This is a genomic window from Micromonospora sp. NPDC005237 (genome assembly GCF_040607775.1).
Classification (GTDB): Bacteria; Actinomycetota; Actinomycetes; order Mycobacteriales; family Micromonosporaceae; genus Micromonospora.
The window spans coordinates 127,806-152,445 of sequence record NZ_JBEXHJ010000012.1 but is presented as its reverse complement, the minus strand read 5'-3'; the positions used below and the strand labels follow the sequence as shown (position 1 = coordinate 152,445).

Genomic DNA, 24,640 nt, shown 5'->3' with positions numbered 1-24,640 from the left:
CCCGACGTCTACCGCCTGCGCCACGCCGTGGAATGCGGCATCAACCAGCTCAAACAACACCGCGCCATGGCCACCAGATACGACAAACTCGCCGTGCGCTACGAAGCCACCCTCACCATCGCCGCTATCAACCAATGGCTTCGTGCCCTACGAAACACGGCCTAGGCGGGGACGACACGATCTGGCCGGTCGTGGAGGTCCTCGAACAGGCTGCCTTCGACGAGCGCCCCTTTGACGTCGGCGTCATCAACGTTCACTCCGCCAACCCGGCGGGTGCCGCAAAACTCGCTCAGGTCCTGCGACGCTGGGGCTATCGCGTCCGCGTCGCGTCGGACTCCACGGATGTCGGCTATCTCGACGGCCCCGCGTGAACCGACCGGCACGAACGCCCGCCCAAGGGCTGTCACGCTCGGACGGCGCAAGATCAGCGCACGTCGAGTCCACCCCATCACCGAGGATCGTCGTCCTGCTGAAGGAGGAGTGCTGCGGCGGCTATAACCTGAAAGACGTTGCTGATATGGCGGCCACGGCCGGTGGCCGAGTCGTTGTGCTGGGAGGATGGCCGGCAGGCCCGACCTGGCAGGCTATCTGCACGACCCCTTGCGCCCCGAAGGGCCTGGACCTCGACTGTGTGTCTTGGACCAGGTGACGGCGACCGACCTGCTCGCCGTCATCGTCCGCCCCAACCCAGCACCGCCCGCCCGCCTCAAGATCCATCCGTGCCGCACGAGGCACCACCGAAGACCCGGCTGCCGCGGCAAGCGACCCGAGGCGAGCCTCGCAGCCGGCCCGATGCTGCCACTCGGCGGCTTCGCCTACGCGTCCTGGGCGAGCCCACCCTTTTCGTCGATGGCGAACCCCTCACCATCCGCCGCAGCGCCGCCCTCCAGATCCTCATCTTTCTGGCCACCAACCACCCCACCCGCGCTCACACCGCACAGCTGGCCGATGCGATTTGGCCGGGTGTCCCCCGCCGGTCTCTCACCGGACGGCTCTACACCACCCTCAGCGACCTCCGCACTGCCATCCGGGAGGCCAGCGGGCTGCACGTCATCGAACATACCGACGACCGCTATCGCCTCAACCCGACTCACCTAAACGTCGACTTGTGGGGTCTGCGAGCCGCCATTCATCACGCCGCCCCTGCCGTCACCAACACCACCGCTGCCTGGCAAGCAGTCGTTGGCGCCTACCCCGCGGGACTGCCCCCGGACGCACCTGGCCATAGCTCGACCCCGTCCGCGAAGCGATCCGGCGGCATGTCATCGACGCCTGCGCCGCCCTTGCCGACGTTGAACCTGACCTGCAGCGCGGCCTTGCCGTGTTGCAGGCGGGCCTCCGCATCGACCCGCATAACGCAGACCTACACGCCCGCGGTCGCAGGGCGCTCACCGCGACCACGAAGCGGCCACCGAACTGCAGGGCCGCTACCTGCGCCTCCTGTCGGAGGCAGGGCTCGACGACGATGTCCCCGATCGGCTCCCGAGCAGGGCCAGCAACGCAACCAGCGTCAGTCGGCAATAGCCCGGCTCACGTAACCTGAACCTCGGTCCTTCTGTTACCGACAGTTACGGTCGGTAGCTTGTCATCGATTTGCGGATCTTGACGCTGAGGTGCCTAAACGCCGCTACACGGTGATCAAGGCTTATCATCGATCGTCAGCCCTCTCAAGGGGTTTTCGGGGGGCACCTCTGACCCCAGCACACGTCGTTCGACCGCACCACGCGGCCATTTTCGGGCACCTGTGGTGGTTCGCACACCTGTTTGCACCCGATCAGCTCTGTACACCCGGACGGGCACCCTGGCGGCCCTGACTTGTGGCACCCGCGCTCGCAGCTGGCTTGGCGCCGGGTGGGCCGCCAGGCGAACCGTTCGGGCAGTGATCAGCGCCGGGCGACCGGCGTGGCCTTGCCACGGATCCAGTCCGCCCCGACGAGGTGGATCTGGTCCTCGTCGGCCGGCGGGCGCCCGTCCCCGCAGATGATCTTCGCGTCGTGGTCGGTGATGACGTCGGCGGCCGGGCTGTAGACGTCGCGCTTGAGGAAGGTGAAAAACGTCGCCTGGTTCAGCACGACCGGTTCCGGTCGGCCGGTCCAGCCCGCCCACACTACGGTGACCTGGTACTTCTTGCCGGGCTCGCGGGGTTCGACCTTGGCCCACACCATGCCGTAACCGACGCCGTGCACGCCGAACTCGCAGTGGGCGGTGCGGACCCCGGTCTCCTGGACCTGCATGGCGGCCAGGATGAGCAGCACCCCGAGTACACCGGTGATCGAGGTGGTACGCCGGAAGCCCCGGGGGCGCTGTTGCTGTCGGCGCCACCGCACGCCGAGGTTGATCAGCCAGACCAGCGCGGCCGACGAGCACACCAGAAGCGCCATCCCGAGTGAGCTGTTGATCTCGTAGGGCAGCGCGGGCCGGAACACCATGACAGCGACGGCGAGCACCACACCGGCCAGGCCCAGCACGGTGCCGAGGGTGTCCCCGCCACCGTGTGGCGCCGGGCTGCTGCCGGTGTGGGTGGTCATATCTCGTTCTCCGCAGCTCGGTGGCGGTCAGCAGACCGGGACGTAGTTGTCGAAGTACGGCGTGCCCCGCAGGCTGCCGGAGGTGCTTCCGTTGTTGTAAAAGGCGTCGGCGGAGGCCCAATAGGTGTTGTTCCACGGACTCGATGCGATGCGGTACCAGGCCGTGTTGCCGTCGGCGACGCGGAAGCCATCGGCCCGGCAGGCGACCTGCACCGTGGTTCCGGCCGAAATCGCTGGGCCGGGGGAGCCGCCCGCGTTCTGCCGGTTCGTCCAGGTATGGGTCACGCTGCCGGTGGTCTCCGCGAACGTGGCCGGCGCGGCTGGCTCGGATGGCTCGGCCGGCGCCTGCTGTGCGACGGGCTGGTCAAGCGGCCTGCTCCAGTCGCTTAGGTTCCGGACGACGGCGTACATGCCATCAGCCTCCTTGAAGCAGGCCTGCAGGTTCGCGTACTGCGTCCAATCGCTGAAGCGGTAGTTGCAGATCGACTTCATCTCCGCGCGGAACCGGTCGTCGATCCATCGACGGGTGTTCTCGTCACGCCCGAGCGTCAGGCTCTTGCCGTAGTTGCGGTAGCCGAAGTCGTGTTGCTGGCAGGCCGGGTGGAACAGCTTGCGCCAGCTCTCCGGCGTGGGCCTGCTGCAGCTGTCGGTGTCCCAGTCAAACTGGTTGTACGGCACCGGCTTCCGGCACTTGTCGATGTTGTCCAGCGTCCCGCAACCCGCGGCGAAGAAGTTCGTCTTACGCTCGGCGAACTGCCGGTTGCCCAGCAGCATCGTCTCCTTGGCATAGCGGACCTGCTCAGCACGCTGAGCGGCGGTAACGGCCTCGGCGGAGGAGGCGGGCATCACTGCCAACGCCAGAGTGCCCGCGGTCAACAGGGCCGCCAGCCGACGCCTGGTGAGTCGCGTCGTACCGCGCGGTTCCCGATGGCGGTCCGCTGTGGCCCGCCAAGACCTGTCATTCATGAGATCGTTCCCTTCAGCGGTCATTCGACGGCTCCCGAGCGACCGTGCCATCGGGGAGCCGGGCGGCCTCACCCCCTCGCGGGCCGCCGAATCGAGTGTGATCGCCGCAGTGGCTCTCCGGCGTCCTGCGTTCACCCCACACAATGGTGTGAACCGCGCCGATACCGTTGGCCCGCACACGTTTGCTGACGACGGGTGGGCTCTGATGCCGTACGTCCGACATGATCTGGTTGCAGAAACCGCGCGACTCGCCCGCTCCGGTGACGCGGTCGAGAGCCTTCGTGCAGCTGGCCGCCGGTACGCCGCCATGATCAGAGTAGTCACGCTACCGATCACCGCAGTGGTCGCGATAGCCGCCGCTGAGTCGCCGCAGATGCGATATGCCTGCGCCGCCGCCTCGCTGGTGCTCGCGGGCTGGAGCGTCTTTTACGCCCGCCAGGTCTTCCGCCACCCGCCACGCTGGGTCACCGCAGTGGATGCGAGCGCGCTGGCGGCGCTGGCTCTCGCCACGCCCTGGCTTGTCTCGGCAAGCTGGTTGAGCAGCGGAAAGTCATGGATTGTGCCGTTCTGCACTTTCGCCTGTGTGGCGTATCAGTATTACGAAGGGAGGATTTCCGGCAGTCTTGCCGGCCTCGTCGTCATCATGGGCATGGTTGTCGGGACGGTCACCGGGCGCCCCGAGGGTTCAGTGATCGACGGTGTGATCACGGCGTGCTGGGCAGTGGTCGTCACGGGCCTGGCCCGGTTGCTCTGGACGCTGGTCCACCGGGGTGGCGAGCTGGCCGACCAGACGATCGCCGAGGCGGAGACCGCACGGCGGGAGAGCCGGATCGCCGCGCTGGTGCGCGCCGACGAGCAGGCCTCCAACCGAGACCTGCACGATCACCCGGCGACGACACTGTTGATGGTCGGCCTGGGTTTGGCCGATCCCAGGATCGGCGAGCAAGCAGAACGTGATCTAGCGGTGCTGCGCCGGCCGGCCGACGAACGGCCGCCGGCCCGGAGCGATCTGTGCGGCCTGCTCGCGGTTGCCTGCGACGAAGCGCGGCTTCCGGTCACCCGCACCGGGGCTGAGCAGCTGATTGTGCCGACGAACGCTGCGCGAGCCATGACCAACGCGACGATTGAGGCGCTGACCAACGTCAGACGGCATTCCGGTGCGGGGTCAGCCGAGGTACATGTCGCCGAGGACGGGGGCATCGTGATCGTCGAGATCCGGGATGAGGGCCACGGTTTCGATCCGGAGCGGGTACTGACGACCCGGCGCGGTGTCCGAGAGTCGATTCGCGGCCGGATGGCCGAGATCGGCGGGTGCGCCGCCATTGAGTCGGAGCTCCGACGCGGCACCACCGTTCGTCTGCGGTGGACCCATGCTTGAGCAAGGACACCTTGCGGAGATCACGCGGCGGCTGCAACACGGCCTGCGGATCGCCGTGGTGACCATCGCCGCGGTCGTTTTGATCTTGCCGCTGAGTTTCGCGCGCAACCTCGATCGCTACCACCCGCTATGGCCGCAGATCATCGCATACGCCGTCTTGAGCGCTGTGGTCGTCGCCGAGGCAATGCTCGCCGCCCGGCGTCGCGGCTGGTCCCGCTGGCGGTGGCCGGCACTCGCCGTGGTCCTCGCAGCCGACGTGCTGGCTCGCGCCTTTCTGGCCCCCGGTGCCGCGGTCACGTCGGCGGACTGGATTTTCGGGGCGCTCGGGTGGATGGGTGTAATCCTGCTGCTGGACCGGCCGCTCGGCTACCTAGCGGCTTTCCTCGGCATGCACGAGGCGGTGACGCTCGCCGCGATCCTGCTGCCCGGGGCCGGCACCCGCGACGTCCTACTCAACTTCGTCGCTGGCTCGCTGGGCACCATCGGGTATCCGCTGGCCAGCGGAATCGCGGCAGTCGCGCTACGCGGGGTGGCCCAGGTAGCGGCCCAGGCCACCTATGAGACGGAGGAGAGGCGTACGGCCGAGGAGAGCTCGGAGCGCATCCACAGGAACCGCCAGGCGCGCCTCGCCGCGCTGGACGAATCTGCGGGCCGCCTGCTGCAAGGGCTGGCCGACGGCACGCTGGATCCCGCGGATCAGCAGGTAATGCAAGAGTGCACGATCGAAGCCGCACGCATGCGCCGGCTCTTCGCCGAGGCCGATACCCCCGCCGAGCCGCTCAAGCACCTCCTGGAACAGGCCTCCGACGTCGCCGCGCGCCGAGGGGTGAAGGTCGACCTGATCACGGTGGGCAGCTGGCCGGACCCACCGCCGGAAATCCGCCGGTCGCTCACCGACGCCGTGATCCCCACCATCACCGCGGCGTGGTCCGAGGCCCGGATCGTCGTAATTTGCATCGGCGGTGTTCTGTCCGTCAGCGTCCGAGCCGACTGCAGCATCATGGAATCGTTCCCGGCCACGGATCCGGCAGTGCGGGTCACTGCCACCTCGGATGACGACTCGACCTGGGTGGAAGCACAATGGGCGACCGGTTGACGACCGCTGTACTGATCGAGGACCACGCCGGGATGCGTGAGGGCATCCAGAAGTGGTGCTCGGAGGCCGACCCCCCAATTGATCTGGTCGAGGCGGGCGGCCAAGTAGCCCTGGCCTGGACCGAGCCCGGCCGCAGCGCCGACGTGGTCATCCTTGACCTCCTCGTCGAGGGAAAGGACCAGTTCGACACGATCACCCGGCTCGCCGAGTCCAGACGGCATGTGGTGGTGTACACGATGTACGAGGGCGAGGAGACAGCGGTGCAGTGCATCGACCGCGGCGCCCTGGCGTACATCGCCAAGAGCGAGGAGAAGGACCACCTGATCCGGGCCGTGCGCGCAGCCGCGATCGGCGAGACCTACACCACGCCGAAGCTGGGCGGCGCGATTCTGGTCGACCCCAAACAGCCCCGGTTGTCCGAGCAGGAGAAGAAGGCATTGTTGCTCTGGTTGCAGCTGGGCTCGAAAGCCGAGGTCTCCCGCAAGATGTTCGTGTCCGAAAGTACTGTCGACAAATACATCACCCGCGTCAGGATCAAATACGCCTACGTCGGCCGGCCTGCCTCGACGAAGTCCGAGTTGACCGTCCGCGCGATCAAAGACGGCCTGATCACGGTCGAGGAACTGGAAGCGCTCCTCGACCGTCGCGACACCTGACCGCCCTGACGCGCCACACCATGCCGGGTGCCGGCGTCAGTCTTTGCGACGTCTAGATCGCCGCTCGCCACACGGACCAAAGCGAGCGACTCTGCCGAAGAGCGGATGTCTGATCTTGGCAAGTTCCTGTTGACCTCAACCAGAGTTCAGATGCTTCACTTCGGCCATGAATCTTGACGGCCTGCGCGTCGCCATCACCGGTGCCGCACGTGACACCGGGCGACTACTGGCCGAAGCCTTCGCCAAGCGCGGTGCACAGATCTTTCTCTCGGCCCGCGACGTGGCTGCGGCCGAGCATGTCGCGGATGCGATCAGCCAGCGGGGGCCAGGTCGGGCTGATGCATTTCACTGCGACCTCGCCGTACCGGAGTCGGTGCGCGCGTTCGCCACTGCCGTGGCCGAACGGACGAAGCGCCTCGATGTGCTGATCAACAATGGCGCCCCATACGTCGAAGGTGATGACCTGGGAGACGTCTCGGACGACAAGATCGAAAGCGTGATGGCTGCGGGCGGGACCGGCACCATGTTGTTGACCAAAAATTTGCTGCCGCTGCTACGAGCGTCGTCGCGGCCCGACATCGTCAACATGATCTCCGCATGCGGTCAGGTGGGGCACCGCCGCTCGGGTGCACATCCCGCGTTCTATGCCGCTAAGCATGCCCACGCCGGGCTCGCTGAGATCCTGTCGCACCGGCTCCGGCCAGAAGGGATCCGGGTAATCTCACTGTTTCCGCCGGACTTCGTTCAGGACGGGCCCCGACAGGTAAACAGCGACCTCACGGCGCGATCGGTCATCGACTGCGTGCTTTTCGCGGTCGGCCAACCACGAGACTGTTTCATTCGCGAGTTCCACTTCGAGCAGGTTCGGCGGGCGTCCACACCCTGACCGCTCACTGCGCGAAGCAGCCCGAGCCCGGTCGAGGGCCCGGCAGAGATTCGCCCTTGAGACTGTCACCGTCTGAACTAAGGTCAGGTGCGCGGATCTGCCGCAGACAACGCGCGACCTACGACCGGCGCCGGTCATGGTGTGTGAAGTGGCGCGCAGGCCAAACGCAGCGGCTTGACGCATGTCGACGATCGATGTGTTCGCAGCGATCCGCCGTGACGGACGCGGGCGCAGGCGACCCGGTCGCAGCGGCAGTGCGCGCCCGCGATTGGCTAGCCAGTGGGCTGGGTGTCGGTCTCAGCGGGCATCCGCTTCCGGGAGACGCAGGTACGAACGCTTCTTCGGGGGTCGCTGGCCAGGGCATCAAGCACCGCAAGTGCGGTCTCGTTGCGGATGTGGACCTCAGCATGATCACGGATAGCGCGGGCCAGGTTGCGCCGCACGCGGTAGTCGTCGTCCCGGGCGAGCCGGACCGCGGCTGCGGGGGACAGCACGGCCGGGTTCTGCGCCCACCGTACGGCCGCAAGTGCCCGTACTGCCGGGATCGGGTGAACCGCGCAATGCTCGAGGTTGAGCGTCGTCGCGGCCGCGGGAGTCAGGAACAGGGCGCGGACGGCCCGCCACCGGCTGGGCTCGTCAGCCGTCTGCAGCAGGGCGATGCCGATCTGCTCGATCTCGGCGCGCCGGGCATCGCCGGTGGCGAGCCGAGCCGCGCATTCCAGAGCACGATCCGTCAGCGTCACGCCGCGCCGGAAGAAGTCGTCGACCAGGTGGTCGTCGTGCTCACCGCGCGCCATGTGCAGGACCGGCGGGAGCAGGCCATCGCGGGTTTGCTCGTCGAGGTGGGGAGCGAGCACGGTCAGCCCGGCTAGGCCGTCGTACCGGCTCGACGCGGTTTCCCTGACGTCCGCAGCCATATCCAGCATGGCCTGCGCCACCTGTCGACGGGTTGCCGGGTCGAGGACCGAGGCGAGCAGCGCCGTGTGCTGGGACCCGGCGTACACGGCTGTCACGCCCGGATGATGAGCCCTGGGAAGCAGGTATCGGGTTACTCGTTGCTGTGCGAGCGTCGTGACCGGTGCGGTGTCCAGACCGGCGAGGATCAGCGCCAGGCAGGCATGCTCGTTGGTGGCCGCGGCAGGACCGAGCAGTTCCTCGGTGATCTTGCTGTTCGCGCTGAGAACCTCGATGCCCTCCTGCAGGATGATCTCCGCCATCTGCTGGTCGGCGAGCAGGGCGCGCAGCAGCAGCACCACGGCCTCCCGCCGCCGGCCCGCGATAGAGATGAGGATCTTCGTGACGGCCTTGTCGCTGAACCGGTAGTGGTCGGGGTCGCGGTCGATGAGCGGGTCGAGAATCACGAGCAGCGAGTCCACCTGCTGGTCGCTCAGACAGCCGCCGAGGGCGGCCAGCGCGTCGAACGCCGCCAGCCGGGCCGACGGGCCGGCGATCGGCTCGGCACGGTGCCCGGCGACCTCACTGATGGCGGCATCCGCCCACTCGCGTGCCTGCTCGTCGGTGATCAGATCGGAGGCGGCCGCGACCGCGGCGTACGCGGCGGCGCGGCCCGCCTCGACCGCGGTGAGCAGGTCCACGCCGAGGTCGGCGGGCACTTCGGGAAGTGTTCGCGCGGCGGCTGCGGCCTGCCTATCCGATCCGGCCCGAACGAAGCAGGTAACGGCCGAGCGCGGATCTTCCGCCCGTTCGTACAGCGTGCCGAGCGCCGCGACGGCCTCGCGCTCCTCGGCCAGGTAGCCGCGCACGACGGCTTGCCATCGCCAGCGGCGGGCCTGCTGGACGGCTTCGCGGGGCTTGTCCTTGCTCAGCATTGCGCTCATGGCGAGCTCGGCGGTGTGCGGCGATCCGGGAAGCCGGCTGGGCGTGGCGTTCGCGCGCAACGCTTGGGCAAGAGGGTGCTCGTCATCGTCCCCGGCGACGTCGCCGTACCAGTACCGCACGATCCGCGCGGCGTAGAGCCAGTCGGCGGCCTCGTCGAACAATTTCGCGACACAGGCGCGCTCGACGGCCAGCACGTACTGTGCCTGCGCGCCGGCACCGTCGCCGTTGAGCGCGAGAAAACGGCCGTACCGGGCATGCGCCCAGGCCGTCATCGCCCCGCCGTGCCGGCGATGAATCTCGGGCAGCAGCGGCGCCCAATTCCCGGTGGCGTCGGCGACGCACATCAAAATCCGCGCGCCGCACCGTCGTGACGCAGCCTCGCCTTGACGGGCGGCTGCCCGGGCGATCGACTCGAGCGTGGTGGCGCGCTGTGCCACCAGCGTGGGCCTGCCATCCGCGATGGCCTCCTCGCACAGCAGCGCCGCCGCCCGCTCACGGTACGGATCTGCGTCCTGAGCGGCGTCGAAGGCCTTGATCAGCCCGTCGAGATCGGCGCCCTTCGCGACCCCGACGGCGGCGCCGGCGAGCGCGACGACCCGTTGCGCTGCCTGTCCGAGCGCACGCGGGGAACCAGGCTGCCGCCCGTCCTGGAGGGCAAACCCGGCTTGCCACGGCTGCACCGCGTCGAGGTGTTCCCACGCCAGAGCTGCCCGGCAGATGCCCGCGTCGTCTGCGGCCCCGGACCGTTGCCGGGCAGCCGCCTCACGCCGGCGCATGATCACGGCGTGCGGAAGCATGCCATGCTCCTCCAGCCGCTCTGCGATCTGGGCGAACAGCTGCGCCGCGGCCGGGTCCGCAGCTTCGTACCGGCGTTCGGCCTCGTCGCGGACTCCCTCCAGCTCGAGCGCGGCGATCGGACCACGAACGACCGCATCGGCGTCGAGCTCCGCGAAGCCGGTCGCGGCGGCGTCCGGGTCCGACGTCCGCATGCCGAGCCCACGTCGGCGCAGATGGCGGCGCACGGTGCCGGCGTCGGCAATGCCGGCCACCACACCCCATCCTTGGGCCAGGGCGGTCAGGTGCTCGAACAGGTCGACCGGCTTGACCGCCAGCGTCTGCGCGATCGGCCCGAGACGATCGAGGGCGGCGCGGTACTCCGCCCCGTCGGTGCTGTCGCTCACGCACCAGACGTGCAGCGCCGACAGGAACGCATGCGCCGAGAAGTCCACCCCGCCCAGGTCGGGCGCCTGTTCGGCGAACGCCGCCGCGACCGCCTTGCGCACGTGAGCCCAGCGGTTGCGCACATTCTGGTTCGTGACATCGCGGACGAGCAGCTCGGCAAAACGGTCGTGCGTCGTGTGCCCACGAGCCAGCTCGCTCAATGCCGCGAGCTGCGACAACGCCTCCGGATCACCTTGCGCCACGACCCCGAGGGCGAGGTCGCCGCGAGCCACCTCGTCGCCGCGGCGATGAAGCTGGTGCAGTGACTGCGTCACCACCTCGACGAACGGCGGGTCCGCGCCGGTGACCATGAGGCTGCGTTTGACCTGGAACTCTATGCACAACGGATGAGGCCCAGGTTCGGCGGTCAGCACGATGTCGTCGAGCAGATGACCGTGCACCCGTTGCTGAAGGCCCACCGCAACCAGCGGTACCACGAGACCTGGCGGGTGCGTGCCGGTCAGCAGGTGACTGTAGACGATCGCGGCGACCCGGTACTCGAAGTGCGTGCCGGCCCCGCCGGTGGACGCCGGTGAGACCGGCTTCTTCACCGTCATGACCCAAACCGTGATGTGCCGGAACACTTTGCCTCGGCCGGACGTCGGGGCCACCCGCCGTGGCTGGCCCGCGCTCGGTCAGGCCACCGGCATCGCCTACGTGTCTTCATCCCCCCCCGCCTCGGCTGGTTCGGCGCACATCGACGTGCTGCCCCGGGCGATGACGCTAGCAAGGAAAGCGTGCCCAGCGACATAAGCATCCGTACGGATGACGGGCGAGAATGTGCTTCCGGTTAAGGCGCCCGCGATCAGGCCGACAACGTCGCCACGGAGAGGACACAGGCTTGCTGCTGACGTTCGGCTACCACCGAGTTGCCCGCAAGGACCGCGACTTGCCCAGACCCAGGTTGAGGCACATGGGCCAACCGTCGACAGAAAGGACGACGGCTCCCCCACCTCCCATCGTGAGCTGCCAGCCCAGTGCTTTGGTGGGAACCAGCGCTGGCTCCCGCAGCCGCATCGGCCGATCGGGGAACACGTTCACGATCGCCGAGCCTTGTCAGCTGCGGCCCGCCTGGTTGAGATAGTCGGCGGCGTGGTCACCATCGCTGCTGTGTGCGGCTGTCTGGCATGCCGCCCTGCAGATCAGCGAGCCCTACACCGTCGCCTGCAAACAGATCGCGGGCCACTACGTGCACCACCGGCCGATCCTGACCGGGGCCATGCAGGACGGCACCGCCATCACCTACACACTCGCGGCGCTGCACGCGACCGGCTACCGGGTCGACATGGAATTCTGGGGCGGCGAGGCCGAGTCCTGCTGTCCGCCGAATCCGCCTCAGCCGGGCACGTAGCAGAGGAAAGATCCGATGCGTAGCGACTGGACCGCTCTGCCGGAGAGTGTCACGGCAGGGATCGCCGAACGGGTCGGCGGAACCTTTGACGTCACCTCGGCTTCCAGTGGCAACCACGCCGAGATCACCTCGACGGTGACCGGACCCGCCGGGCGGATCTTCGTCAAGGCTGCCTCCGGCGAGCTGAGCGTTCGGTCGCTGCGCTACGAACTCGCGGCCACCCGAGCCATCGACCGGCACCCGCCCGCGGTCCTGTGGCAGTTCGAATCCGATGGCTGGCTGGTGGTGGGGACCGAACATCTTGCCGGTCCCCACCCCGACCTGTCACCCGGCAGTAGGGACCTCGATCTGCTCCTCGCCGCGCTGAAAGCACTTCAAGAGACGCCTGCGCCTGGCGAGATGTGGTTCACCCCGGCAGCCCGGCTCGGGTTCGCGCACCCGGCGATGAATGGCGAGACACTTATCCACTCCGACGTCAACCCGGCCAACTTGATCGTGACGCCACTCGGCCTACGGATCGTCGACTGGGCGTGGGCAACCAAGGCCGCCGCATGGGTCGAACTCGCGCTGCTCGTCCAGTGGCTGATCGGCAGCGGCCACAGCGCGGAACAGGCAGAAGAGTGGCTAACCCAGCTTCCCGCATGGACGGCGACCGACCGTCAGGTCCTGGACCACTTCGCGTCGAAGAACGCAGCAAAGTGGGCCGTCAAGTCCCGGCAGAGCGCCGCGCTCTGGGTACACGACCTCGCCTTGTGGACCGGCGAATGGGCCAACCATCGGACCTACGGCCGCCAGTCAACCCATGAGCCATAACCGGGGCCACCCTCTCGCCGCGCGGCACCGGCAGCGGTCGACCCAACTCCTCAACTAGCCAGCAGGCCCGCTCGGGACCGCACATCAGGTCACTCAACCGGACAGGTCCATGGCGGCCCGAACAGAGAACCAGCCGCGCTGCTCCCAATCTGCTCCCAATGTAAGCAGCACATACGGCGAAGCCCGTTACCGACTCATTCGGTAACGGGCTTCTGACCTGCACAAACTGAGAGTGGGCGATGCTGGTATCGAACCAGCGACCTCTTCGGTGTGAACGAAGCGCTCTCCCACTGAGCTAATCGCCCTCAGCGCCACTGACTCTACCCGATCGTGGAACCAGACCGGAAATCCGGGGTCAGTGCGTCGCGAGGTACTGCATCGCCTCGGCCACCACGTCGATGCCGAAGCTGAGCTTGAGTGAGAGCCAGACCACAACGCCCACGAAGACCAGGCCGACGATGCCGAGCACGAAGCGCAGCGGCAGCGACTGTCGCGTCACCCACTGTGTCCAGCCGTGCACGTGTCGGCGGGTGAAGCCGAGCAGCCGGCGGGCCCAGTGGTATTCGACGGCCCAGATGCCGAGGCCGGCGATGACCAGCAGCCAGCCCGGCCCGGGTAGCGGGATGAGGGCGATGCCGATGGTGACCACCAGCGCGCCGGCGATCGAGATGAAGATCTTGAGGGCGATCCGGCCGGTGGGGTTGGCGCGGATCAGGTCGAGGGTGGTCGAGATGCGGTCCCGCCAGCGTGGGCGTCGCGGGGGCTCGCCGACGACGAGGACGCCGCCGGTGCGGCCCGTGTCGGGCGTCGACCGTCCGGGTCGCTCGGGTTGCTCCATCGGCACGTCGTACCCCCGCTTTTCGGCTGCTCGGACCGCGACTTTCGGCGGACCGGATGCGGCCACCGGATCCACTGAGGATCGGTTCGTGACCATTTCACCCCCCAGTGTCGCTCGGGCCCGTCACTGCAACGGCCGACTGGACGTTACCGGAGTAAGTCGACGACTGAGCCACCCGACGCCGGGCGGAATCACGCACTGGGCAGAACCGGAAATCCTACATGAATGCTCACATTCACGCGGCCTTTCCGTCCCCCTTCCCACCACTGGGTGAAGTCAGCGTATGGCGGAGCGTAGCCAGGAGTAGCACCTGAGTATGGGAAAAGCGGGACACGCGCGTTCCGCAGCGGTGCCGGGGGGAGAACGTCCATGAGTGTCATCCGACCGACGACCGTAGAGGTCGAGACGTCGCTAAGGCTCGTCGCACCTGACGCCACCGCCTTGCCGGTGCGTGCCAGTCTGCGTTACGACCCTGCTGACCCGTATGCGGTCCATGTCCTGTTCCATGCCGAATCGGCCGGGGGCGAGGCGGTGAGCTGGTCGTTCGCGCGCGAACTTCTGGTCACCGGCCTGGACGAGCCTGCGGGCATCGGCGATGTGCGGGTCTGGCCCTGGGCCACACCGCGGGGCGACTTCGTCGCGCTGGCCCTCTCGTCACCGGACGGCAACGCCCTCTTCGAGGTGCCGCGCAGCGTCCTGGTGCGTTTCCTTCGACGGACGTACGTCGTCGTCCCGCGCGGCCGCGAGGCCGAGCACCTGGACGTCGACACGGCGGTGAACCGGCTGCTCGCCGGTCGCTGAGCACCGCCCGAACGGGCAACACCGGCCAGACAGGGCCGCGCGGATCTGCCGAGTCCGCGCGGCCCTGGCACACCCGGGGGTACGCGGGCAGCCCGACCGGGGGTCGCCGGCGCTCAGCCGTGGGTGGTGATGCCGCCGTCGACGGGGATGACCGCGCCGGTGAGGTACGCGCCAGCCCGCGAGGAGAGGTAGATGGCGGTGCCGGCCATGTCCTCGGGGCGCCCGATGCGGCCAAGCGGCACCTGCTGCTCGATGGCGGTCCTGCTCGCCGGGTCGTTGAGGGCGAACGCCATCATCTTGCTCTCGAAGGGGCCGGGCGCGATCGCGTTGACGGTGATCTGCTCGCCGGCCAGTTGGTGGGCGAGGCTGCGGGTGAGCATGTGCACGGCCGCCTTGGTGGCCGAGTACGCGTACACCTCCATGAACGGCACCCGGATGCCGTCGATGGACCCGATGTTGATCACGCGGGCGGGGTCGTCGGCGCTGGCTGCGGCGCGCAGCGCCGGCAGCAGCGCGGTGGTGAGCCGGAAGACGGCCTTGACGTTGACCGCCCAGAGCTTGTCGAACGCGGCCTCCGGGTAGCTCTCCAGCGGAGCGCCCCAGGTGGCGCCGGCGTTGTTGACCAGCACGTCGAGACGGTCGACGCGCTCGCGGACGGCGGCGGCGAGGGTCTCGGCGCCCGCGTCGGTGCCCAGGTCGGCGGGGATCGCCTCGCAGTGGCCCTCGGCGGAGAGTTCCTTGGCGACCGTCTCGCAGACGTCCGCCTTGCGGGACGAGATGATCACGCGGGCGCCGGCTCGGACGAAGCCCTGGGCGATCATCAGCCCGATCCCCCGCGACCCGCCGGTGACCAGGACCGTCTTGCCTTCGACCGAGAACAGCTGCGTCATGCCCATCCCATCGCGTGTCGGCGGGTCCGCCGGGCGGTCGGGCGGACGGCGGGCGCCAGGCGGCCACGGACCGCACAGCGCTACCGCCGGGTAACGTAGCCCGGCCGCGGGGATCGTCACAAGCCTCGGCGCCGCCGCGCACGTTGATCGGGATGCGGTGACCTGCGGTTCGGGCTACCGTCGCAGACGATGGTCTCCACCGATCCCTCCCCCGCGCCATCGATCGGAACGGCGTCACCCGTACCCGACGAGATTTCCACGTTCGCGCTGGCCGACCTGGCCGGTGACCCCGGCTGGCGGCGGCCGGTGTTCGTCGAGCGGGAGCTGTTGATCCTCACCACCCGGGGTCACGGCGACGCCGAGCTGGACTTCCACCTGTTGCCGTGCCGACCCGGCACGCTGCTGCGGGTCCGCGCCGGTCAGGTGCTGCGCTGCGCCGGCCCACAGTTCGACGCGACGGTGGTCGGCTGGACCGCCGACGCGCTGCACGGCCTGGCCGTCGACCCGGACGCCCCGCAGACCTGGCGGCAGTTGGCCGGCGAGGACGAGGACGCGGTGATCAACGAGGTGAGCCAGTTGGCGGTGGACTGCCAGCGGCACGGCGGCGCCCCCGCCGGTCGTGCGCTGCTGCGCCACCAGCTCGCCGTGCTGCTGCTGCGGCTGACGCTGCCCGGTATGGCCCGGTCCGGGCACCGGCCGGAGGTCGAGACGTTCCAGCGATTCTGCCGGGAGGTCGAGCACGGCTACCAGGTGACCCGGCGGGTCGAGGACTATGCCGCCGCGCTCGGCTGCTCGGTGCGGACCCTGACCCGCGCCTGCCTGGCCGTGACCGGTCGCAGCGCCAAACAGGTCATCGACGAGCGGGTCGCGTTGCAGGCCGCCCGGCTGCTCGCCGCGAGCGACGAACCGATCGCCCAGATCGGCCGTCAGCTCGGCTTCACCGAGCCCACCAACTTCGGCCGGTTCTTCACCCGTGAGATCGGGGTCAGCCCGGGCGCGTTCCGCGCCGCCCGCGATCAGCCGGCCACCGGGCGGGTCGTCCGACCCCGACCGGCGGTCGAACCGACGGGCGCCAACAGCGGGCGGTTCCGCTCCGGCGCCGCCGTCGAACCGGCCAACGGCGGTCACGCCACGCGGTCCGGGAAGCCCACCGGGTCGGGCGGCGGGATCGGGCGGGCATGATGGCGGGGTGCAGATCTCCGCGCGCGGCGACTACGCGGTACGGGCGGCGCTGAGCCTCGCGACCGCGTACCCCTCGCTGTTGTCCACCCAGGCCATCGCCGCCGAGCAGGACATGCCCCGCAAGTTCCTGGAGGCGGTCCTGGCCGATCTGCGCCGGGCCGGCATCGTGCGCGCCCAGCGCGGCGCCGAGGGTGGCTACACCCTCGCCCGTCCGCCCCGCGAGGTGACCGTCGGCGCGGTGCTGCGCGCGGTGGAGGGCCCCCTCGCGGGCGTCCGCGGCCTACGCCCGGAGGAGACCCGCTACGAGGGCGCGGCGGAGAACCTGCCCGGCCTGTGGGTGGCGGTCCGCGCCGCCGTGCGGCGGGTCGTCGACGAGGTGAGCCTCGCCGAGATCGTCAGCGGTCGGCTGCCCGCACACGTCCGCAAGCTCACCGCTCTGCCCGACGCGTGGGAGCCCCGCTGACCCTGGTCACCGGGTGTGGATGACGTCGGCCGCGGGCAGGCGGGGCAGCCGCTCGCGCCAGGCGTCCGGGCCGGGGTGGCCGACGTTCAGCAGCAGCAGTGCCTCGTGCCGCCCGTCCGGAAAGAACTCCCGGGTCACCCCGGCGGCGTCGAACCCGGCCATCGGTCCGGCGGCCAGCCCCGCAGATTGTCGGGTCGTGCCGCGTCACCGTCCACCCGGGACGAAGAGGGGGTTTCGGAATTCGCCCGTTCGGGAATGTTCGATCTCGACACGGCAGGGAACGGTGACGAGGGGAGACCTCCGATGGGCCTCATGTTTCGCAAGCGCAAGAAGTACGGACCGATCATCCTGAACTTCACCGAGAACGGCTTCTCCTCGTGGAGCATCAAGATCGGCCGCTGGTCCTGGAACTCGAAGGCCCGGGCGCACCGCGTCGACCTGCCGGGTCCGCTGTCCTGGAAGCAGGACAAGTCCCGGTCGTAGCGTCCCGGGAGTCGAGCGGGGTGCCGGTGATTCACCGGCACCCCGCTCGGCGTCCACCCGCCCCACCCGCACCTCGTCGATCTTGCGGAATCCCCGGTAGGCCGGGGCAGAAATAGCACGATCGCGGAGGGGCAGGGGTGCGCCTCAGCGCGTGGGCGTGATGATTTCGTCGCCGGCGAGGCGGCCGCTGTCGCGTTCGCGGCGTACGTCGCCCGTCTCGACCAGGTTGGCGAGCGCCCGGTTGGCGTCTGCGGCACGGTAGACGGTCGCGGTGAGGGTGTGCCGGCGCAGCTCGGTGACCGGCCGTGGGCCGCCCCGGCGCAGCTCGGCCAGCAGTTCCCCGGCCAGCGGTTCCAGGGCCGGGTCCCCGGCCACGTCCACCGGCGGGGCCGTCGGGTCGGCGGGGTCGCGGTAGCGCACACCGAGTTCCGCGCCGACCGTCCAGAGCGCGTCACGGAGCGCCTCCAGACTCCGGTCCGAACGGCTGCCGAAGGCGACCACGCCGGCCGCCGCGCCATCCGGCAGCACCGGCGCCACCTCGGCGACCAGCGGGAAGCCGGCGGCGACGAGGGCCGCACGGGTGACGCCACCGGCGTGCAGCAGCACCTCGCCGGTGCGGCCGTTGGCGGCGGCGCCGAGCAGGTGCGGGGGCACCTCGCCGGGCAGGTCCAGGAAGCAGAACAGCGGCGACCCGGCCGCGCCGGCCGCCTTCACCGCCACCGGCAGCCGGTCCGGACCGCCGGGCAGCAGGTGCACCGTCACCTCGGCAGGCAACTCCGCCTCGATCGGCCCGAGCCGGGCCGGCAGGTCGGCGGCGCCGTCGGCCAGCACCAGCACCGTCACCTGTCGACCGCGCACCTGGGCGGCGTGGCCGACGACCACCCGCAGCACCGCCTCCGCTGCGCCGCCGTCGGCGCCGGCCCAGGCCAGCGCGACGGTTGCCCGCCGGGAGCGGTGCAGGGCGGCGGGCAGCCAGGTCGTCACCTGACGGACCAGCAGCTCACGAAGGAAGTCGGTGGTCCGGTTGGTCGGCATCGGTTCGTTCTACCCTATGGCCGGCTCAGGCCGGCACGGAGATCCCCACACCACCGCGGGTCTGCCCGCCGTAGCGCTGCCGCTCGGCGTCCAGGTCGAGCCGGCCGATGCGCTTGCGGGCGGCCAGGGCGGTGTCGTCGAGCAGGTCGGCCGGGATCAGCCAGACCACCTCGAACTCCAGACCGTCCGGGTCCTGGCCGTAGAGGCTCTTGGTGGTGCCGTGGTCGGACGCGCCGACCAGCGCCCCGGCGGCGGTGAGCCGCTCGGCGGTGGCGGCCAGCTCGTCGAGGGTGTCGACCTCCCACGCCAGGTGGTAGAGCCCGACGGTGGCCCGGCCGGCGGTGGACCGGCCGGCGGCCGCGCCGATCTCGAACAGGCCGAGGTCGTGGTCGTTGGTGGAGTCGGGGGCCTGGAGGAAGGTGGCGCCCCGGAAGCCGTCCGGGGTCATCGCCACCGGGCGGAAGCCCAGCACGTCGCGGTAGAAGGCGACGCTGCGGGCGAGGTCACTGACGTAGAGGACCGCGTGGTTGAGCCGGTGGATACCCATGACCCCAGGCTAGCGCCATTTGGTTGAACATTCAACCATTGCGCGTATGATGGCCGTCATGACCCGCTGGTTGGACCCCGATGAGCAGCGCACCTGGCGGGCGTTCCTCGCCGCCTCCCGGGCGCTGATGGACACGCTCGACCGCGAGCTGCAACGCGATGCCGGCATGCCGCACGCCTATTACGAGATCCTGGTCCGACTCTCCGAGGCCCCGGGTCGGCAACTTCGGATGAGCGACCTGGCCGATGCGGCGGGGTCGTCACGCAGCCGGCTCTCGCACGCGGTGGCCCGCCTCGAGGCGGCCGGCTGGGTACGCCGCGAGGACTGCCCCACCGACCGGCGCGGGCAGATCGCGGTGCTCACCGACGACGGTTTCGCCACCCTCGCCGCCGCCGCCCCGGGCCACGTCGAGGGGGTACGCCGACACCTGTTCGACGCGTTGAGCCCGGCCCAGGTCGACCAGTTGCGCCGGATCAGCGAGACGTTGGCCGAGCACCTGACCAGATCCTGACCGATCGGCACCGGCGCGGGTCTTGTACTTACCGTCGTCGGATGAGCACGATGGGGCGTGTCCTCCGGCTTCGACGAGTTGACTGACCAGGCGCACCACCTCGTGTCCACTGGCGACGTGGCCGGTGCGCAACGGCTGCTCTCCGACGCGCTCACCGACGCCGACCCCCGCCCGGCCAACGCCACACCCGAGCTGGCCGAGGCGGCCAGCCTCCAGGCGCGGGTGCTCGTCGCCCTCGGCGAGCCGCACTCCGCGCGCGGCTGGGCAGCCTTCGCGTACGCGGCCACCACCCGGTTGCACGGCCGCTCCGACCCCCGCACCGTCGCCGCCGCAGCCACCCTGGCCGCCGTGCTGCACCGGGTGGGCAGCCACTCCCGGGCCGCCCGGCTGTACCAGGAAGTCATCATCGAGCTGACCGCGCAGGACGGGCCCGAGTCGCTGCGGGTGCTTGCCGCACACGCCGACCTGGCCACCGTCGAGTACGCCCGGGGCCAGTGCACGGTGGCCCGCGACCGCCTCCAGGACGCCTGGGAGCTGCACCGTGAGGTGTACGGCGACGGTCACCCCAGCGGGATCAAGATGCTGGCCCGGCTCGGCGCCATGCAGCGCGACTGTGGGCAGTTCGCCGAGGCGCACGACAACCTGGCGCTGGCCCGCGAGCTGTGCCGGCAGCACCTGGCCGCCGACGACCCGCTGGCGCTGCAGGTGGCGGCTCTCGCCCGGGCAGCGGCCAACCCCGACCATGTCTGCGCCGACGACGCGCCCGCCGACCAGGACGCCCCGGTGGTGCCGGCCGCGCGTACCGCGCCGCACAACGACCGGCCGGTCGAATCCGCCTACCACCCACCCGCGCCCCCGCCGCGCCAGGTGGACCCGGGGATGACCGGTCCGGCCGACCGCGACGACGAGGGCCGGGCCGGGCACGGGGTCGGCTCGGTGCCGAACCCCCGGGTGCCGGCCGACGAGCCGGACGGGTCGCCGGGCTTCCGTTGGCCGCCGGACCCGACCGACGAGCCCGCCCCGCACTCCATCGTCCCGCCGGTGCCCCCATCGGTGGCCGGGTTCACCGCCGGCACCGAGGAGACGTCCGGCGTCTACCGGCTGCACCGCCCCGACGCGTCGACCCAGCCGGACCAGCCGGCGCAGCCGTACGCGCCGCTGGAGCCGTACACGCCGTCCCGGCTGCTGCCGGTGCCCGTGCACCGGGCAAAGGCGTCGCCGCGCAACCGGCTGGTGCCGGTGCTGGTGGCCGGCGTCGTCGTGGTGCTGCTGGGCACGGCGGCGGTGATCGCCGGGGTGGCGCGGGTCGGCGACGGGGACGACCCGAAAGCCGGGCCGGACAACGGCTCCCCCAGCGCCGGCCCGACCGGCACGGGTGCGCCGGCCGCCACCGGCACGGCAGCGCCGGCCGCCGCACCCGGCACCCCGCCCGGCGCGGTGAGCCTGCGCGACAATCGGGACAACATCGCTCTGCGCTGGACGTACCCGGCCGGGGGCGAGGGGCCGGTGGTCGTGTCGGCCGGCCGGGCCGGGCAGGAGAAGACGGCGATCGCCACGCTGCCCGCCGGCACCGACAGCTACATCGTCTACGCGCTGAACCGCGCCAACGACTACTGCTTCACCGTGGCCGTCGTCTGGTCCACCGACACCGTCGCGAGCGCCAACCAGGTCTGCACCCGCCGCCGCTGACATCCCGACCGGCTGACCACCGTCGTCATGGTGTGTCGACCGCCGCTTGCTGCCCGTCGCCGGTCGGCGTCCTCGGGAGCAGCAGACGCACCCGCAGCCCCTGCGTGCCGTCGGCGTCGGTCAGGGTGATGGTGCCGCCCGCGCGGCGGACCAGCTCCCACACGATGGCGAGGCCCAGGCCGGCGCCGCCGTCGTCACGGCCCCGACCGTCGTCCAACCTGGTGAAACGGTCGAAGACCCGTCGCCGGTCGGCCACCGGGATCCCCGGGCCGTCGTCGGTCACCGTCACCAGGTGGTACGCCGCATCGTCGTGCGGCTCGACGGTGAGCACCACGCTGCCCCGTGCGTGCCGGACCGCGTTGTCGACGAGGTTCGACAGCACCCGCCGCAGCTCGGCCGCGTTTCCGGCCGTCCAGAGCGGGCCCGGCGGCGGCACGAGGAGCACCGGCGGCGACGGGTACCGGGCGGCGACCTCGGTCACCAGCGCGCCCAGGTCGACCGGGCCGGTCCCCCGGGCCGGTGGCATCTCGTCCAGGCGGGCCAGCAGCAGCAGGTCGTCGACCAGCCGACTCAGCCGCTCCGTGTCGGCGAGCAGATTGACGGTCACCGCCGTCCAGTCCGTGCGGTCGGCGAGCCGCTGGGCCACCTCCAGCTCGGTGCGGATGTTGGTGAGCGGGCTGCGCAGCTCGTGGGCCGCGTCGGAGACGAAGGCGCGCTGCCGCGTCCGGGCCGACTCCAACCGGTCCAGCATCCCGTTGAGGGTGACCGCCAGCCGGTGGATCTCGTCGGCGGAGGCGGGCACCGGCAGGCGGTCGCCGCCCGCGCGGCCGGTGATCTCCTCGGCGCCCCGGCGCAGCGCCTCCACCGGACGCAACGTCGCACCGATCACCCGCCACGCCACCCCGGCCAGGATCGCCACCAGCAGCGGGAACGCCACCAGCAGGATGGCGCGTACCACGTGCGTGCTGTGCCGGACGTCGGCCATCGACCGGGCGACCAGGACGGTGAGCGGATCCGCTGCCGTGCCGGCGGGTACGGCGACCACCCGAACCGGGCCGGCGAGCCCCGCTCGCTCCGCCGGCACCACCAGACGCTGACGGCGACCGGTGTCCAACCGCTCGGGGCGGACCATCGGGACCAGCCGGTCCGCGTCGATCGAGGCGGCCCGGATCCGACCCTGCGCGTCGATCACCTGGACCCGGACCTGCCCGCCGGCCACCGGCAGCGGGTCGGGCAGCGCGTCCTCGGCGGCGAGCAGGGCGACCGCGTCGGCGGTCCGGAACGCCTCGGTGTCCACGGTGCGCTGGAGCACGAAGCCGAGCGCGCCCAGCAGCACCGCCCCGCCGAGGGCCAGCCCGAGTGTGAGACCGACCACGCCGAGCGCCGTGAGCCGCCCGCGCAGGCCCAACCCGCGCAGACCCCACCCCGGCAACCGGCGGACCCAACGATCGTCCACCGGGTCGACCGGTGTCACGTCGCCAGCCGGTAGCCGGCGCCCCGGACGGTCTCCAGCCGGTCCCGGCCGAGCTTGCGGCGCAGATAGCCGACATACACCTCGACCGCGTTGGGCGCCGTCTCCAGGCTGGCGTCCCACACGTGGTCCAGCAGCTCGATCTTGGAAATCACCTGGCCGGGACGACGCATCAGATAATCGAGCAACGCGAACTCCCGCGCGGTCAACGTCACCTCGGCGTCGGCACGGGTCACCCGTCGGCGGGCCGGATCCAGCCGCAGGTCACCGACCGTCAGCACGGTGGGGCGTTCCGGCGCTCCCCGACGCAGCAGGGCCCGCAGGCGGGCCAGCAGCACCACGTACGAGAAGGGCTTGGTCAGGTAGTCGTCGGCCCCGCAGTCCAGGCCGTCGGCCTGGTCGTACTCGCCGTCCTTGGCCGAGAGCATCAGGACCGGCAGCCAGTGCTGCTCGGCGCGCAGCCGGCGGACCAGCTCGTAGCCGGACAGCCCGGGCAGCATCACGTCAAGGATCATCGCGTCGTACCCGCCGTGCCGGGCCGCGTCCAGGCCGGCGGGGCCGGTCGCCGCCACGTCGACCGCGAACCCCTCCGCCTGCAGGCCGCGTTGCAGGGCAGCCGCCAGCCGGGCCTCGTCCTCCACCACCAACAACCGCACGGTCCAAGGGTGCCACCCGGGTCACAGTCGGAGGTTCGGCGTCCTCAGCGCCTTCACAGCGCCGACCGGGCAGGATGTCTGGCAGGAGGTGCACCATGTCGATCCTGAGAAGCCGCCCCGTCCTGCGCTGGTTGGTCCCGGCGGCCGCTGGCGTCGCCGTCATCGGCGGAGGGGCCGCGATCGGCACGTTCGCCGCCGAGGCGGAGCCGAGCCTGCCGCCGCGTACCGCCGCCCAACTCCTGGTGGATCTTCAGACCTCCCGGCTGGAGGGGTTGTCCGGGACGGTCGTCCAGCGTGCCGACCTCGGTCTGCCGCCGCTGGTCGGGCTGATTCCCGGCAACGACCTGACCACCCTGCTGACCGGCACGCACACCCTGCGGGTGTGGTATTCCGGGCCGGAGCGGCAGCGCGTCGCGCTGATGGACACCCTCGGCGAGCAGGACGTGATCCGCAACGGCCGGGACGTCTGGACCTGGGAGAGCCGGGGCAACACCGCGCGCCATCGCACGCTGGGCGACGCGGGCACGACCGGAAAGCCGGGTCCCGCGGCGACGCCGAGTCTCCCCGCCACCCCGCAGGAGGCCGCCGACCTGGCGTTGGGCGCGATCGATCCGAGCACCGAGGTCAGCGTCGGCCGCTCGGCCACCGTCGCCGGTCGGGACGCCTACGAGTTGGTGCTCCAGCCGCGCGACCGCGACTCGCTGGTGCACCAGCTGCGGATCGCCATCGACGCCACGCAGCACGTGCCGCTGCGCTTCGAGGTGCTCGCCAAGGGCAGCGACCAGCCGGCGTTCGAGATGGCCTTCACCCAGGTCGACTACCGGCGTCCCGACGCCGACCAGTTCGCCTTCAACCCGCCACCCGGGGTAGCCGTCACCGAGGAGACCGCCGAGCGGCCGTCCGCGGGCCGGCCCGCGCAGGCCGCACCGGGCGGAGACCCGCAGGTGCGTGCCGTGGGCGACGGCTGGGCCACCGTCCTGGTCGCGCGCCTGGACGGGACCCCGGGCAAGGCGGCCGCCGGCAAGCCGGCCGGCGCGGCGCCGGACGCGGACGTGTCGAAGCTGCTCGGCGGGCTGCCCGCGGTCAGTGGGGACTGGGGCAGCGGCCGACTGCTCACCGGCAAGCTGTTCAGCGTGCTGCTCACCGACGACGGTCGGGTGCTCGCCGGAGCGGTCACCCCCGAGCGGCTCTACCAGGTGGCCCGCGGCTGATTTCCCGAAGCGCTCACGCCGGGTCGACCAGATGGTCGGCCCGGCGTCCGTGGTTGTGTGACTCGAATCAGCCCGGTCGGCTTGGTGACAGCGAGCGGACCGCGCTATCTTCAACAATTCGAGGGCACA

General features: G+C 70.6%; 23 protein-coding genes, 1 tRNA gene and 2 pseudogenes. 15 read left to right on the top strand and 11 right to left on the bottom strand.

Annotated features, from left to right (window positions below):
• Positions 1–165, top strand: a pseudogene (locus ABZT87_RS28520) (IS5/IS1182 family transposase); the annotation flags it as partial.
• Positions 162–371: pseudogene (locus tag ABZT87_RS28515) on the top strand (hypothetical protein); the annotation flags it as partial. The pseudogenes ABZT87_RS28520 and ABZT87_RS28515, both read left to right, overlap by 4 nt.
• 1,512 nt (positions 372–1,883) lie before the next feature.
• Here ABZT87_RS28515 and ABZT87_RS28510 read toward each other — a convergent pair.
• Together ABZT87_RS28510 and ABZT87_RS28505 are read right to left on the bottom strand one after the other, a co-directional pair.
• Positions 1,884–2,528 carry a hypothetical protein gene (locus ABZT87_RS28510; RefSeq protein ID WP_355139340.1) on the bottom strand — a complete coding sequence of 215 codons (645 nt, stop codon included), beginning with the start codon at positions 2,526–2,528 and terminating at the stop codon, positions 1,884–1,886.
• A 27-nt stretch (positions 2,529–2,555) separates the two neighbouring features.
• On the bottom strand, positions 2,556–3,518 hold the full coding sequence (locus tag ABZT87_RS28505) for a phospholipase A2 (protein ID WP_355139338.1): 963 nt from the start codon (positions 3,516–3,518) through the stop codon (positions 2,556–2,558).
• Between the two features lie 181 nt (positions 3,519–3,699).
• Here ABZT87_RS28505 and ABZT87_RS28500 point away from each other — a divergent pair, with 181 nt between their 5' ends.
• From ABZT87_RS28500 to ABZT87_RS28485, 4 genes are all read left to right on the top strand, one after another.
• Positions 3,700–4,872: an ATP-binding protein gene (locus tag ABZT87_RS28500; RefSeq protein WP_355139336.1), complete on the top strand. Its 1,173-nt coding sequence runs from the start codon at positions 3,700–3,702 to the stop codon at positions 4,870–4,872.
• Positions 4,865–5,968, top strand: coding sequence for a hypothetical protein (locus tag ABZT87_RS28495; RefSeq protein ID WP_355139334.1), 1,104 nt, complete (start codon positions 4,865–4,867; stop codon positions 5,966–5,968). The genes ABZT87_RS28500 and ABZT87_RS28495 overlap by 8 nt, the downstream gene beginning before the upstream one ends.
• Positions 5,953–6,624 carry a response regulator transcription factor gene (locus ABZT87_RS28490; RefSeq protein WP_355139332.1) on the top strand — a complete coding sequence of 224 codons (672 nt, stop codon included), beginning with the start codon at positions 5,953–5,955 and terminating at the stop codon, positions 6,622–6,624. Before ABZT87_RS28495 ends, ABZT87_RS28490 begins: the two co-directional genes overlap by 16 nt.
• Before the next feature lie 166 nt (positions 6,625–6,790).
• On the top strand, positions 6,791–7,510 hold the full coding sequence (locus ABZT87_RS28485; protein WP_355139330.1) for an SDR family oxidoreductase: 720 nt from the start codon (positions 6,791–6,793) through the stop codon (positions 7,508–7,510).
• 272 nt (positions 7,511–7,782) lie between these two features.
• On the opposite strand, the gene ABZT87_RS28480 is transcribed toward ABZT87_RS28485, so the two are convergent.
• On the bottom strand, positions 7,783–11,127 hold the full coding sequence (locus ABZT87_RS28480; protein ID WP_355139328.1) for a hypothetical protein: 3,345 nt from the start codon (positions 11,125–11,127) through the stop codon (positions 7,783–7,785).
• A gap of 662 nt (positions 11,128–11,789) precedes the next feature.
• Here ABZT87_RS28480 and ABZT87_RS28475 point away from each other — a divergent pair.
• The gene (locus ABZT87_RS28475; RefSeq protein ID WP_355139326.1) at positions 11,790–11,921 is read left to right on the top strand and encodes a hypothetical protein; all 132 of its coding nucleotides are present in this window, start codon (positions 11,790–11,792) and stop codon (positions 11,919–11,921) included.
• 15 nt (positions 11,922–11,936) lie between these two features.
• Positions 11,937–12,734 (top strand): aminoglycoside phosphotransferase, encoded by a 798-nt coding sequence (locus tag ABZT87_RS28470; protein WP_355139324.1) that lies wholly within the window; start codon positions 11,937–11,939, stop codon positions 12,732–12,734.
• A gap of 233 nt (positions 12,735–12,967) precedes the next feature.
• Here ABZT87_RS28470 and ABZT87_RS28465 read toward each other — a convergent pair.
• Both ABZT87_RS28465 and ABZT87_RS28460 read right to left on the bottom strand, forming a co-directional pair.
• Positions 12,968–13,039 (bottom strand) — tRNA-Val (locus ABZT87_RS28465).
• 50 nt (positions 13,040–13,089) lie between these two features.
• Entirely contained in the window at positions 13,090–13,668 is a 579-nt protein-coding gene (locus ABZT87_RS28460) for a PGPGW domain-containing protein (RefSeq protein ID WP_355139322.1), read from the bottom strand.
• A gap of 273 nt (positions 13,669–13,941) precedes the next feature.
• On the opposite strand from ABZT87_RS28460, the gene ABZT87_RS28455 reads away from it, so the two are divergent.
• On the top strand, positions 13,942–14,373 hold the full coding sequence (locus ABZT87_RS28455) for an SsgA family sporulation/cell division regulator (protein ID WP_007457244.1): 432 nt from the start codon (positions 13,942–13,944) through the stop codon (positions 14,371–14,373).
• Between the two features lie 113 nt (positions 14,374–14,486).
• On the opposite strand, the gene ABZT87_RS28450 is transcribed toward ABZT87_RS28455, so the two are convergent.
• Positions 14,487–15,263 (bottom strand): SDR family oxidoreductase, encoded by a 777-nt coding sequence (locus ABZT87_RS28450; protein WP_355139320.1) that lies wholly within the window; start codon positions 15,261–15,263, stop codon positions 14,487–14,489.
• A 189-nt stretch (positions 15,264–15,452) separates the two neighbouring features.
• Here ABZT87_RS28450 and ABZT87_RS28445 point away from each other — a divergent pair, with 189 nt between their 5' ends.
• Complete coding sequence (locus tag ABZT87_RS28445) at positions 15,453–16,445, top strand: AraC family transcriptional regulator (RefSeq protein ID WP_354863050.1); 993 nt, start codon at positions 15,453–15,455, stop codon at positions 16,443–16,445.
• A gap of 7 nt (positions 16,446–16,452) precedes the next feature.
• Positions 16,453–16,908 (top strand): Rrf2 family transcriptional regulator, encoded by a 456-nt coding sequence (locus tag ABZT87_RS28440; RefSeq protein WP_007457237.1) that lies wholly within the window; start codon positions 16,453–16,455, stop codon positions 16,906–16,908.
• 6 nt (positions 16,909–16,914) lie between these two features.
• Here ABZT87_RS28440 and ABZT87_RS28435 read toward each other — a convergent pair whose 3' ends face one another.
• Positions 16,915–17,070: a hypothetical protein gene (locus ABZT87_RS28435; protein ID WP_355139318.1), complete on the bottom strand. Its 156-nt coding sequence runs from the start codon at positions 17,068–17,070 to the stop codon at positions 16,915–16,917.
• A gap of 141 nt (positions 17,071–17,211) precedes the next feature.
• Between ABZT87_RS28435 and ABZT87_RS28430 the strand changes: the two genes are divergently transcribed.
• Positions 17,212–17,391, top strand: a complete 180-nt coding sequence (locus tag ABZT87_RS28430) for a DUF4236 domain-containing protein (RefSeq protein ID WP_030333600.1) — start codon at positions 17,212–17,214, stop codon at positions 17,389–17,391.
• Between the two features lie 144 nt (positions 17,392–17,535).
• On the opposite strand, the gene ABZT87_RS28425 is transcribed toward ABZT87_RS28430, so the two are convergent.
• Positions 17,536–18,426, bottom strand: a complete 891-nt coding sequence (locus ABZT87_RS28425; RefSeq protein ID WP_355139316.1) for a hypothetical protein — start codon at positions 18,424–18,426, stop codon at positions 17,536–17,538.
• A gap of 25 nt (positions 18,427–18,451) precedes the next feature.
• Positions 18,452–18,973, bottom strand: coding sequence for a VOC family protein (locus ABZT87_RS28420; RefSeq protein ID WP_355139314.1), 522 nt, complete (start codon positions 18,971–18,973; stop codon positions 18,452–18,454).
• A gap of 49 nt (positions 18,974–19,022) precedes the next feature.
• On the opposite strand from ABZT87_RS28420, the gene ABZT87_RS28415 reads away from it, so the two are divergent.
• Complete coding sequence (locus ABZT87_RS28415; RefSeq protein ID WP_354855453.1) at positions 19,023–19,484, top strand: MarR family transcriptional regulator; 462 nt, start codon at positions 19,023–19,025, stop codon at positions 19,482–19,484.
• Positions 19,485–19,541: 57 nt separating this feature from the next.
• Positions 19,542–21,173 carry a tetratricopeptide repeat protein gene (locus ABZT87_RS28410; RefSeq protein ID WP_355139312.1) on the top strand — a complete coding sequence of 544 codons (1,632 nt, stop codon included), beginning with the start codon at positions 19,542–19,544 and terminating at the stop codon, positions 21,171–21,173.
• Positions 21,174–21,198: 25 nt separating this feature from the next.
• Here ABZT87_RS28410 and ABZT87_RS28405 read toward each other — a convergent pair whose 3' ends face one another.
• Complete coding sequence (locus ABZT87_RS28405) at positions 21,199–22,590, bottom strand: ATP-binding protein (protein ID WP_355139353.1); 1,392 nt, start codon at positions 22,588–22,590, stop codon at positions 21,199–21,201.
• 53 nt (positions 22,591–22,643) lie between these two features.
• Complete coding sequence (locus ABZT87_RS28400) at positions 22,644–23,300, bottom strand: response regulator transcription factor (protein WP_234581645.1); 657 nt, start codon at positions 23,298–23,300, stop codon at positions 22,644–22,646.
• Positions 23,301–23,395: 95 nt separating this feature from the next.
• Between ABZT87_RS28400 and ABZT87_RS28395 the strand changes: the two genes are divergently transcribed.
• Positions 23,396–24,511, top strand: a complete 1,116-nt coding sequence (locus ABZT87_RS28395) for a sigma-E factor regulatory protein RseB domain-containing protein (protein ID WP_355139310.1) — start codon at positions 23,396–23,398, stop codon at positions 24,509–24,511.
• Positions 24,512–24,640: the final 129 nt, after the last annotated feature.